9 protein-coding genes and 1 pseudogene are annotated in these 12,179 nt (G+C 62.1%); 2 read left to right on the top strand and 8 right to left on the bottom strand.

Features of this window, described 5'->3' with window-relative positions; all coding sequences use genetic code 11:
• Positions 1-47: 47 nt before the first annotated feature.
• Together QIY50_12300 and QIY50_12295 are read right to left on the bottom strand one after the other, a co-directional pair.
• Positions 48-350: a cell division protein ZapA gene (locus QIY50_12300; protein WGV22858.1), complete on the bottom strand. Its 303-nt coding sequence runs from the start codon at positions 348-350 to the stop codon at positions 48-50.
• Entirely contained in the window at positions 347-577 is a 231-nt protein-coding gene (locus tag QIY50_12295) for a hypothetical protein (protein WGV22857.1), read from the bottom strand. Before QIY50_12295 ends, QIY50_12300 begins: the two co-directional genes overlap by 4 nt.
• A 276-nt stretch (positions 578-853) precedes the next feature.
• On the opposite strand from QIY50_12295, the gene QIY50_12290 reads away from it, so the two are divergent.
• The gene (locus QIY50_12290) at positions 854-2,479 is read left to right on the top strand and encodes a methyl-accepting chemotaxis protein (protein WGV22856.1); all 1,626 of its coding nucleotides are present in this window, start codon (positions 854-856) and stop codon (positions 2,477-2,479) included.
• A gap of 125 nt (positions 2,480-2,604) precedes the next feature.
• Here the strand turns inward: QIY50_12290 and gbcB are convergent, their stop codons facing one another.
• Complete coding sequence (gene gbcB / locus QIY50_12285; protein ID WGV22855.1) at positions 2,605-3,705, bottom strand: glycine-betaine demethylase subunit GbcB; 1,101 nt, start codon at positions 3,703-3,705, stop codon at positions 2,605-2,607.
• Positions 3,706-3,999: 294 nt separating this feature from the next.
• Between gbcB and gbcA the strand changes: the two are divergent.
• A pseudogene (gbcA, locus tag QIY50_12280) lies at positions 4,000-5,293 on the top strand (glycine-betaine demethylase subunit GbcA).
• A gap of 13 nt (positions 5,294-5,306) precedes the next feature.
• On the opposite strand, the gene QIY50_12275 reads toward gbcA, so the two are convergent.
• The 5 genes from QIY50_12275 to dgcB form a co-directional block, all read right to left on the bottom strand.
• Positions 5,307-6,131: an RHS repeat-associated core domain-containing protein gene (locus QIY50_12275; protein ID WGV22854.1), complete on the bottom strand. Its 825-nt coding sequence runs from the start codon at positions 6,129-6,131 to the stop codon at positions 5,307-5,309.
• A gap of 567 nt (positions 6,132-6,698) precedes the next feature.
• Positions 6,699-7,694 (bottom strand): IS110 family transposase, encoded by a 996-nt coding sequence (locus QIY50_12270; GenBank protein WGV22853.1) that lies wholly within the window; start codon positions 7,692-7,694, stop codon positions 6,699-6,701.
• Between the two features lie 387 nt (positions 7,695-8,081).
• A complete protein-coding gene (locus tag QIY50_12265) occupies positions 8,082-8,852 on the bottom strand; it encodes an electron transfer flavoprotein subunit beta (GenBank protein ID WGV22852.1) in 771 nt (256 codons plus the stop codon).
• A gap of 10 nt (positions 8,853-8,862) precedes the next feature.
• Entirely contained in the window at positions 8,863-10,095 is a 1,233-nt protein-coding gene (locus QIY50_12260) for an electron transfer flavoprotein subunit alpha/FixB family protein (protein WGV22851.1), read from the bottom strand.
• Complete coding sequence (gene dgcB, locus QIY50_12255) at positions 10,095-12,047, bottom strand: dimethylglycine demethylation protein DgcB (protein WGV22850.1); 1,953 nt, start codon at positions 12,045-12,047, stop codon at positions 10,095-10,097. Before dgcB ends, QIY50_12260 begins: the two co-directional genes overlap by 1 nt.
• Positions 12,048-12,179: the final 132 nt, after the last annotated feature.

The raw sequence follows: 12,179 nt of genomic DNA, 5'->3' as shown, positions 1-12,179 counted from the left end.
GACGTATTCGCGGGTAAAACCGCTCCCACAGGGGCCAGTGCAGGGCCTTATTGCTCAGCAATGGTCCGCACGATGGCGTCCACCGTGGCGTCGATCTGCGCCTGGGTACGCTCCAGTGTCTTGCGGTGTTCATCCTGCAATTCGATCTGCCGCGAACACAGGTTCAGCGCGGCCAGCACCAGCAGCTTGTCGCCGATCAGGGTCGGGTACTGACGCTTGGTCTGGGCCAGGGCAGTGTTGAGCATCTGCACCGCCTGGGCCAGGGTTGCTTCCTGGCCTTCAGGCGCCTTGATCGAATAGTCGTTGCCGAGGATCGACACAACATTGATCGGCTGTGCTCGCAGTGTCATGCGCCTACGACGCCGGCGTTGGCGCGCTCGACCAGGGCTTGCAGGCGCGCGGCGGTGCTGCCGTTCTTCTCTTCCTGCTCCATCAGCGACAGTTGCAGGGTCTCGTTCTCTTCCTTGGCCTGGGCCAGTTCCTGGCCGAGGGCGGAGTTCTGCTCGGTGAGTTGGGCGTTCTTCTGCAGCAGGTCGTTGACCAGTTGCTCGATTTGATTCAGGGAGGATTCCAGCATGGGTCTATCTCAGGTTGTTGCGAGGGGCGCACACGATAAAGAAAAGTGCAGCCCATCGCCATTAAATATCGGATTCACGAAGTGTCTAACCCGCAGATTGACAGAGGATCCACACCCTTGTTCCGACCTGGGTCAACCGCCGGTTCAGGAAACGCCTGCAACCGCACAATTTTCGCCGGGCGCCCTCAAGCGTGACTCGGCCCGACCGATATCCCGGAGAGTCATATTCCGTCGCACTGACTGCGTCACCCTCACTAGCCTGGATCTGCCCATACCATGTCACTACGCAACATGAACATCGCCCCGCGCGCGCTGCTCGGCTTTGCCCTTATCGGCCTGCTGATGCTCGGCCTCGGTATCTTCTCCCTGGTGCAGATGGGTAACATCCGCCAGGCCGGCCTGGTCATCGAGCAGATCAGCGTGCCCAGCATCAAGGTTCTCGATGAGATCAATGCGCTGAACCTGCGCCTGCGCAGCCTCTCCTACCGCCTGCTGGTGAACCGCGAGGCGCAGACCCAGCAGGAAACCCTGAGCCTGCTGGACCAGCGCAACCTCGAGATCGACCGTGCCCGCCAGGTATACCTGCCGCTGATCAGCGCCGCCGACGAACAGGCCGCGTACGATCAATACGTCCAGCTACTCACCCAATACCGCCAGCTTGAGTCGCGCATGCGCAGCCTGAGCCAGGCCGGCCGTATCGACGAACTGCGCGACCTGCTCAACCGCGACCTACTGGCCAACTCCGAGCAGATCAACAAGGTCATGGAGACCTTGGTGCGCATCAACACCGAGCAGACCCGCGCCACCAACCAGACAGCTGCCAGCCAGTACAGCACCGCCTTTACCCTGGTCATCAGCCTGCTGGTCACCGCCACCGTGCTGACCTTGCTCTGTGCCTTCCTGCTGACCCGCAGCATCGTCAAGCCGATCGAAGAAGCCCTCAAGAGCGCCGAGCAAGTTGCCGATGGCGACCTGACCCACATCATCCGCGCCGAAGGCAGCGACGAAGCCGCCCGCCTGCTGCGGGCCATGGCCCGCATGCAGGACAAGCTGCGCGATACCCTGCAGCAGATCGCCGGCTCCGCCACCCAGCTGGCCTCGGCTGCCGAAGAGCTGAACGCCGTCACCGACGAAAGCGCCCGAGGCCTGCAGCAGCAGAACAACGAAATCGAACAGGCCGCCACGGCGGTGACCGAGATGACCAGCGCCGTGGAGGAAGTGGCGCGCAATGCAGTCAGCACCTCGGAAGCCTCCAGCGAAGCCAGCCGTTCGGCTGGCGATGGCCGCGACCTGGTAATGGAGACCGTGGGCGCCATCGAGCGCATGAGCGGCGACGTACAAGCCACCGCCAAGCTGATCACCCACCTGGCCGAACAGTCGCGTGATATCGGCAAGGTGCTCGATGTGATCCGTGGCCTGGCAGACCAGACCAACCTGCTGGCACTCAACGCGGCGATCGAGGCGGCACGTGCCGGCGAGGCAGGCCGTGGTTTTGCCGTGGTCGCCGATGAAGTGCGGGCGCTGGCCCACCGTACCCAGCAGTCGACCAGCGAGATCGAGCGGATGATCGGCAGCATTCAGAGCGGTACCGGAGAGGCCGTGGAGTCGATGCGCACCAGCACCGAACGTGCCGAATCGACCCTGAATATCGCCCGTGGCGCGGGCTTGGCGCTGGATACCATTGCCGGGGCGGTGGCGCAGATCAACGAACGCAACCTGGTGATTGCCAGCGCTGCGGAAGAGCAGGCGCAGGTGGCGCGGGAAGTGGACCGCAACCTGGTGAACATCAATGATCTGTCGGTGCAGAGTGCTACCGGGGCGCATCAGACCAGTGCGGCGAGTGCGGAGCTATCGCGCCTTGCCGTGGACCTCAATGGCCTGGTAGCCCGATTCCGTACCTGAAACCATAGGGGCCGCTTTGCGGCCCATCGCCGGCAAGCCAGCTCCCACACCGACCGCGCTATACAGTACCTGTGGGAGCTGGCTTGCCGGCGATGGGCTGCAAAGCAGCCCCCTGCAATTTCAGATCAGTAATCGATCCGTACATCCCCTTTCGGCACGCTGCAGCACGACAGGATGTAGCCCTCGGCTTCGTCCTCTTCGGTAATGCCGCCGTTGTGCTCCATCTCTACTTCACCGCCCAGTTTGAGTACCTTGCAGGTACCGCAAATACCCATGCCGCAGGCTTTCGGGATCATCAGGCCAACCTTCGCCGCCGCCGCATGCACGGTCTCGCCCGGGGCAATGCGAATACTCTTCTCGCTGCCGATGAACTCCACCAGGTTGAGGTCGGCCGCGTCCAGTTCCGGCGCGTCGGCAGCCTGCTCTGCGTGCTCCACCGCATCGGCCTTGGCCTCAGGCGGCGTCGCACCAAACGATTCCTCGTGGTAGTTCTTCATGTCGAAGCCGACCGCTTCGAGCATGCGCTTGACCGCACTCATGTACGGCGTCGGGCCACAGCAGAACACTACGCGCTCCATGTAGTCCGGCGCGATCAGCTCCATCAGGCGCTGGTTGAGATAACCGCGATAACCCGCCCACGGCTCACCCAGGCCATGCTTTTCACAAATGATGTGCAGGCTGAAATTGGGGATGCGCGAGGCCATCTGCTCCAGCTCGCGGTGGTAGATGATGTCCTTCGGCGAACGGGCGCTGTGCACGAAGACCATGTCGACATTGCCGTTGGTGTCGTAGAACCAGCGTGCCATCGACATGACCGGGGTGATACCGACACCGCCCGAGAGGTACAGCACCTTCTGCGCAGGGAAGTCGATGGCGTTGAACAACCCCACCGGGCCGTGCACCGGCAGCTCGGCGCCTTCGTGCATGGTGTCGTGAAGGAAGTTGGACACCAGGCCACCCGGTACACGCTTGACGGTGATCGAAAAGCTGTAGGGCACCGACGGTGAGCTGGAGATGGTGTAGGAACGCATTACCGGCTTGCCTTCGATCTCCAGCTCCAGGGTGACGAACTGCCCTGGCTTGAAGAAGAACATGATCGGCTGGTCGGCCATGAAGCAGAACGTGCGCACGTCCCAGGTCTCCTGGATGACCTTGACGCAGCGCACGATGTGGCGGCCGTTGGCCCAGGTCTGGGTGGTGACCGGATTGAGGAAGGTATCGGACATGTTCATCTCCAGCAGCCGACTATTGGCCTTTTATGGCTTGGATAATGCGCAAGCTGAAGACGACGTACATTCCTGCCAGCGACATCGGCGTGCTTATCGCGACCAGCCCCGCGCTGCAAGGGCTGGCGCGTCGTAATTCAAATCGGCCATGTCGCCCATGGATACGGTTCATGGCGCCTTCGGACGCACACTCCACGGCAAAACAACCAGCTGTTTCTTGATGAGCAGCCTTGCGGCACCACAACAACGATTAGCCACCTTTTGCCGGCCGCACACGGCCCCGAGGAATACACGATGGACGTCACCGCAACCCTGAGCCTGGGCGATCCACTGGAACCAGCACGCAAGGCCACCGCCGAGATGCTGCAGACCCGCGAGCGAACCTACTCGCTGCCCCAGCCTTTCTACAACGACGAGCGTCTGTTCCAGATCGACATGCAGGAGATCTTCCACAAGGAGTGGCTGATCGCCGGCATGACTTGCGAGATCCCGGCCAAGGGCAACTACATCACCCTGCAAATCGGCAAGAACCCGATCATCGTGGTGCGTGGCGCCGAAGGTAAGGTGCATGCCTTCCATAACGTCTGCCGCCACCGTGGCTCGCGCCTGTGCGTCAGTGAGAAAGGCAAGGTGGCCAAGCTGGTCTGCCCTTACCACCAGTGGACCTACGAGCTGGACGGCCGCCTGCTGTTCGCCGGCACCGAAATGGGTGCCGACTTCGACATGAACCAGTACGGCCTGAAGCCGGTGAACGTGAAGGTCGCCGGTGGCTACATCTTCATCAGCCTGGCGGAAAACCCGCCCGCCATCGACGAGTTCCTGGCCACCCTGGACCATTACATGGAACCGTACGACATGGAAAACACCAAGGTGGCGGTACAGACCACCTTGATGGAAAAGGCCAACTGGAAGCTGGTGCTGGAAAACAACCGCGAGTGCTACCACTGCAACGGTTCGCACCCGGAGCTGCTGCAAACCCTGCTGGAGTGGGACGACACCAACGACCCACGCGCCAGCCAGGAATTCAAGGACCACGTGGCCGCCTCCGCTGCCGCCTGGGAAGCCGAGAAAATCCCGTACCTGCACAAGAGCCATGGCCTGCGTAACCGCATCGTGCGCATGCCGCTGCTCAAGGGCACCGTATCGATGACCATGGACGGCAAGCAGGCCTGCCAGAAGCTGATGGGCCGCATCAAGAACCCGGACCTGGGCTCGATGCGCATCCTGCACCTGCCGCACTCGTGGAACCACTGCATGGGCGACCACATGATCGTGTTCACCGTATGGCCGATCAGCGCCCAGGAAACCATGGTCACCACCAAGTGGCTGGTGCACAAGGATGCCGTGGAAGGCGTGGACTATAACCCTGAGAACATGCGCAAGGTATGGGACGCGACCAACGACCAGGACCGTCGCCTGGCCGAAGAGAACCAGCGTGGTATCAACTCCACTGCTTACCAGCCAGGGCCGTACTCGAAGACCTACGAGTTTGGCGTGGTCAACTTCATTGACTGGTAACAGCCAGCGTCTGCTGAACAACCTGGGGGCGGAGCCGGCGCCTTACCTGAAAGAAGTGCAGGCGCAGTAAGCGTACTGCGGGGCTATACCTGCACAACGTGAGGTGCAGCAGGGCGGGTCGACCTTATCCGCCGTGCTGCACCCTGGAACCCCCTGCCTACTGCGGACAACATTTCGTCCACCATTGTAAGGTCCACAATTGTTTCCGAGGCCACTGACACAATTTCACGCGGCTGATCTCGCAAGTATCCGAACGCTTCTCGCCCTGCTGCAGAACTCCCTATCAAACCACCGCTCAGGTTGGCGACCGTATTACCTGCCGCAAACACATCCGTGAGTGTTTGCATGGTCGGGTTAACGCCGTATGCAGCAGCAGTTACTTGCCCGGCTACACCGAAAGCGCCCGTCATGGCGAACTGCTGATTGGCTACCCTCAACTCAGGGGCCAGGTCTTGATGCACAAAAGGCGTGTTGTTATGGGTACTTTCCCGGATAGCAACCCTACGCCCCACGATATTCCTCATGGTGCGAACAATTGCACCAAACAAGGTGGCGCTACTGGACGCCAGGCCGACGACTCTGAGCAGAACATTCAGCCAAGCGGCACCACTTGGATCATGGCGGTTCACCGGGTCAGCGCCACAGTAGACGTACCCGTTGATACCTCCCTTCGAGAACGGACTCAGGAAGTCAAATGCCATGAATCGCATCAGGGTTGGGCTGTAAAAGCGTCGGCCATTTCCCAACGGGTAGCCACCCGTCAGTGGATCACGATACTGACCACAGAACGCCAGCCCAGGCACAGCAGCAGCTGCCATGACGCCATAGGGTGAATAAGCATTCACTTGAAAAGGAATGCTGCTCAAAACCGAATGCTGCCGATAAGTCCCCAACAAACGTCTAGCCATGATTTATCCACAATAAGGCGCTTTCGTGGATACGCTATCGAGAGCCTGCAAGTTTTGATACTGGCAAAAATACCAGGCCGTACATTGATCATTTATTTGATCATAACGGCCAAAGCGGCGTCATTGCTGGGCTACAGCGAAGTTCGTACACGTTGTCCACAGAGACACCAACAGAGTTTGTGAGCAACCGTCGAATCTTTTGCAATCGGGTTGTGGATAAGCGCCTCAAAGCCCTGATTATCAAGGACAGAGCAGGATCAAGGCGCGATTGATCATTTTTTGAACAAACCTGTCATAGCCTTTGACTGCGCGGCTCCCAGAAGGTGCCAAACAGATTATCCACAGACCGGCTAACAGTGATTGTGGGCAAAATCAGGAAGAGGCTTGGGCGCGCGCATGCGCGGGTAGGGATAATGACTGGTCGTTTTTTGATCAAAACCTTGAAGCCACCGTCATACAAGGCCTGCAGCCATGCGCCAACACTTTATCCACACCTTGGCGAACAGATTTGGTGGGCAAAAACATCAGGGCGATGCTGAGCATTGAATGTAGATACTCTGTTGGCGGTCAAGCTTTTCTGAGGTGTTCAGAGCTGAAAAGCTTGGCCGTATCAAATGGCTCATCCCCGCGCATACATGCCCAGATGCCTGTCAGGTACTTGCGCATGACAGCAGCGATAGCCTGCATTTTCTTCTTGCCCCTGTTGACCAACGACTCGTAAAAAGCCTTCGCATAAGGGTCGCAGCGCACTGCGGTCAAGGCAGGCATGTACATGGCTGCCCGTAGATAAGCATTCCCACTTTTGCCGAGTCTGCCGGGCTTATCAATGCTCGTTCCCGATTGGGTCTGTCGAACATCGAGACCCGCGTGGCGAGCTACCTGCGAGGACTTGAGCATTTGAGGAAGGATGGTCAGTTCAGCCAATGCCGCAAGTGCAGAGACTTCTCCCATCCCAGGCCCTGCGAGCAGCTGCTTGTACTGCCGAGTAAGCGTCGGACACTGGGCGACCAGCTCGCGGCCCGCCTTACGAAAGCGCTCAATTCGATTATCCAGTGAAGCAATCGCTTCCTCCTGATCCTCGATCAGCATCGACACGGTTGTAGCGGTCGCCTGCAATGCATGCAGTTCGTTCTTCGCCCTTGTACGATGCCCCACCAAACGATTGATGTGTCGCCCCAGAGCCCTCAGTTCAAGCTGCACAAGGCTTGGAGGTGTCCACAAGCGCGGTGTCATACGCTCGCCGTACTCGGACAGCAGTTGAGCATCTATTGCATCGGTCTTGCTGTTCACCAGCATCAGTTTGGCGAAATTGTGGAAGCTCTTGGGGTTGATCACGGATACAGGGAGGTCAGCCGCATGTAGCTCAAGGGCCAAGTCCAGGTAATAGATTCCGGTCGCCTCCATCACGATCGACTTGGGTTTGAGTGCCAGCAGCTTTTTCACCGCAGCCTTACGGCCTGCAGGGGTTTGAGCGATATCCCACTGTCCGGCCGGACGCCCATCTTTACGCACCCCAACGACCGAAGTACGTGAGCCGATATCGACGCCAACCCAGACACTCATTCCTTCCCTCTCCCAAGCGAGTTAGGTAACAATGGCCTCCGGTTCCCCGACCTCGAACTTCATGCTGCTGCAACCTTGTAATGCGAAGTCCGACTTGTCGGCTTCTCGATACTCTTCGCAGTGGGCAATGAGGCGGGGGGCCTCTCTACATACAAGGTCAGGGGCAATACCTGCCTTCAGGAGCGATCGGCCTCCCCGGAAGTGCTTCTTCAGCCCGACGAGAATAACCTCTCCCGCTAGGCCAGACACAACATACAAGGAGCGGCCTTGTGTCGCGATGGGCCGCAACGCGGCCCCCAGCATCTCCACTACGACTCAAGATTGCCGGGGCTGCTGCGCAGCCCATCGCGACACAAGGCCGCTCCTACACGGGGACCGCGTAAGGCTTCAGCGCAGCACGCCCTCTTCCACCAGCAGCTTGAGGATGGCCTCGGCGCCTTCCTGCGGCGAAACGTCCTTCAGCACCTTGCCACCGCCGCCACTGGCCTTGGCCGTTGCAGCCTTCATCCGGTCGGCGCCGCTCTTGGCCTTGATCACCTTCAAGCGCTTGGGCCGTGGGCGGGCCGGTTGCAGCTCGGCTTCAGCCAGCAGCTCGTCTTCGACGATGGCCACGTTGCGCGCCGCCAGCACACCCCGACGCGCCGGCCCGAAAGCACTCTGGCGTGGCTTGGGCGCGGCGTTGTCCACAGTCGCCAGCAACGGCAGGCGCACCTTCAGCCGACGCCGCTGACCGCGCGGCAACGCCTGCAACACCTGGGCGGTGCCGTTGTCGATCGACTCCACTTCAGCCAGCCCCACAATCAGCGGCCAGCCGAGCTTTTCGGCCAGCAGGAACGGCAACATGCCCGACCCTTCGCCAGTCTCGGCCTGGCTGCCGGTCAGCACCAGCTGGGCGCCAGCATCGCGAAGGTAATCCCCAAGCACGCCCAGCACATCGGCACCGGCCGGCTGCTCCAGCACGTCCAGATGGTCCAGGCCCATGCCCAGGTAGGCGCGCAAGGCCTCTTCCCGTGGGTCGCCTGCATGCACCACCTGCAAGTTATCCCCAGCCAGCTGCAAACCCAGCTCCACCGCGCGGGCATCCTGCTCGGCGCGGCGGGCGCGGCCAGAGCTTGGGTGGGCACCGATGGAAACCAGGCTGATCACTTTCGTACTCATGCTCGTGCCCTTATGCCGCGTCGCGCTGGCCGCCGCTGCGGTAGTTGTCCACAGCCTCGATCAGTGCCTTCAGAATCGCCGAACTGTCGCCAATCACCGACAGGTCGGCCCGTTTTATCATGTCGCAGCCCGGGTCCATGTTGATCGCCACCACCTTGTCGCAGGCGCCGATGCCTTGCAGGTGCTGGATAGCGCCCGAGATACCCACAGCCACGTAAACCCGCGCGGTAACCCAGGTACCGGTGGCACCCACCTGGCGGTTACGCGGCATGAAGCCGTCGTCCACCGCCACCCGCGAGGCGCCTTCGGTGGCGCCGAGGGCCGCGGTGGCCTTGTGGTAAAGGTCCCAGTCCTTGACGCCGTTGCCGCCCGAAACGATGAACTCGGCCTCGGCCATGGCAATGGTGGCCGGGTCGACGGCCACCGAGCCAAGGTCTTCAATGCGCGACAGGCTACGCGCCACGCTTGTGGACAACTCCACCGGCAGCGCTTCGTGACGGGTTTCGCTGACCGGCTCGGCGCACTCGGCCGCCGCCAGGATCAGGCGTGGTACGGCGCGCTGCAGGTCTTGCTGGCCGGCACCGGCGCGGCCGATGCACTGGCCGTCCTTGACCTGCCATACCCGCGTCGCCGGGCGCTCGCCCAGTGCCGCGCCCAGGCGCCGGCCCAGTTCGCCGCCACCGGTGCGGCTGTCGGGCAGCAGCCAGTGGCGCGGGGAGAACTGGTTATCCACAGCCCGCAGGCCTTGAACGAGTTGCTCCGGTGCATAACCTTCGAAAGCCTCGCCTTCGATGACCAGCAGGCGGTCGACCCCGGCAGTGGAAAAGTTGCTTTCCTTGTGTTCGCCAAACACCACCGCCAGCACCGCACCGTCGCTGCCGGCCAGGCTGTGGGCCAGGCCGAGCAGGTCGCGGTCGTGGCTGCTCAGGCGGCCGCCGACCATGTCCGGCACCACGGCAATGTAGAACGCCGGCGCCGGTACCTGGTGCAGCGGCAGCTTGACCTCGGCCGCCGCCGTGCGCCGCCCGCCCACCGCGGTGCCCTGCTGGGCGCCGCTGCGGTCGATGCGCTTGATGCCGGCCGGGCCGATGAAGCCTGCGGCGATCGCATGAGGGTTCTTGCGGATGAGGCCGTTGGGCCCCATCCAGCTGGTCTGCTGCGTCTGCATCGCTGCATGCAGCGGGTGCAAACGGTTACGGGCGATCCACTCGGCGCGTGGGTCGCGGCGGATAATGTCGCTCATCAATGCACCTCCGCAGGTTCACGTTTGGCCGTTTGCGGCTTTGGGGCCGAAGGCGCGTCCTCTTCGATCAGCACGTCAGCCACCAGCTCGGCCAGGTCCTTGATCTGTGGGCGCGGTTCGACCACGCCTTCGAGCATGGCGGTGCACTGTGGGCAACCCACGGCCACCAGCTCGGCTTCGGTCTGGCGGATGTCGTCCATGCGCATGTCCGGAATACGCTGCTTGCCCGGGATGTCGGTGATCGGCGCACCGCCGCCACCGCCGCAGCAGCGGGAGCGGAAGCCCGAGCGCTCCATCTCGCGCACCTCGATGCCCAGCGCTTTGAGCACTGCACGCGGAGCTTCGTACTCGCCGTTGTAACGGCCCAGGTAGCACGGGTCGTGGTAGGTGACGCTGCCGCCCTTGTGCTGGCCAAGGTTGAGCTTGTTGGCCGCGATCAGTTCGGCGATGTAGGTACTGTGATGCTGTACCTGATAGTCGCCGCCCAGGGCGCCGTACTCGTTCTTCAGCACATGGAAGCTGTGCGGGTCGCAGGTAACGATGCGCTGGAACTTGTACTTGGCCAGGGTCTGGATATTGCGTTTGGCCAATTGCTGGAAGGTCGCTTCGTCACCCAGGCGGCGTGCCACGTCGCCGCTGTCGCGTTCTTCCAGGCCGAGCACGGCAAAGTCCACGCCCGAGGCCTTGAGCACTTTGACGAACGAACGCAGGGTGCGCTGGTTACGCATGTCGAAGGCACCGTCACCGACCCAGAACAGCACCTCGGTGGTTTTCACCTCCGACAGCAGTTGCAGGTTGAGGTCGGCGGCCCAGTTCATGCGCCCGCCGGGGGCGAAACCGCCCGGGTTGTCGGTGGCGATCAGGTTGTCCAGCACCTCGGCGCCCTTGTTCGGGGTGGCGCCCTTTTCCAGGGTGAGGTGGCGGCGCATGTCGACGATGGCATCGACGTGCTCGATCATCATCGGGCATTCCTCGACGCAGGCCCGGCAAGTAGTGCACGACCACAGCGTTTCGGCGTCGACCAGGCCGTTGACGATCGGCTGGTGCGGGTGGCCACCGTGCTCACCGATCGGTTTGCCCGGGTACGGGCTGCCGGCGAACTGCGCGTCGGTGCCGCCGGCCAGGCCGATGACCATGTCCTGGATGAGCTTTTTCGGGTTCAGCGGCTGGCCGGCGGCAAAGGCCGGGCACATGGCTTCACATTTACCGCACTGCACGCAGGCATCGAAGCCCAGCAGCTGGTTCCAGGTGAAGTCCGCCGGCTTTTCCACGCCCAGCGGCGCATTCGGGTCCTCCAGGTCCAGCGGCTTGAGGCCGGTGGAGCGGCCGCCGCCGAAGCGTTCGGCGCGGCGATGCCAGGCCAGGTGCAAGGCACCGGCAAAGGCGTGTTTCATCGGGCCGCCCCAGGTCATGCCGAAGAACAGCTCCGACACGCCCCACAGCACGCCCAGGCCGAGAATGCCGACCATCACCCAGCCACCGGTGTTGGCCGGCAAAATGCCGGCGACCGGCAAGGTGGCGATGAAGAAGCTCGCGGCAAACGCCAGCAGGCTCTTCGGCAGGCGCATCCATGGGCCCTTGGACAGGCGCGAAGGCGGGTTGAGGCGGCGTTTGAAGACGAAGATGGCGCCCGTGAACATGATCACCGTGGCCACCAGCAGCGCATAGCCGAGGATCTTGCTCTGCAGACCAAAACCATGCACCAGGATCGCCAGGGCCGCCGACAGCACGAAGCCGCCCGCAGTGGCCACGTGGGTCTTGGACATGTACTTGTCGCGCTCGACCACATGGTGCAGGTCCACCAGGTAGCGGCGCGGCATGGCCAACAGGCCGCCGATCAGGTTGACCTTGGACGGCCGGCCACGGCGCCACATGCGCACACGGCGCAGCGCGCCGAGCACCGCCAGGCCAAGGGCAGCGAACAGCAGGATGGGTAGAAGGGTGTTCAACATGGGAGGCTCCCACAACAGCGGTTGCAAGGGGTTCAGGCCCCTGGAATCCTGCACCGGCCCTGTGGGAGCGGGCGTGCCCGCGAATGCGTCAGATCAGACAACTCTGTTGTTCATGCTGACGCCTTCGCGGGC

It is taken from the genome of Pseudomonas putida (assembly GCA_029953615.1).
Lineage (GTDB): Bacteria > Pseudomonadota > Gammaproteobacteria > Pseudomonadales > Pseudomonadaceae > Aquipseudomonas.
Note: the sequence above shows the minus strand (reverse complement) of the source record. Positions and strands in the feature narration are given on the sequence as shown.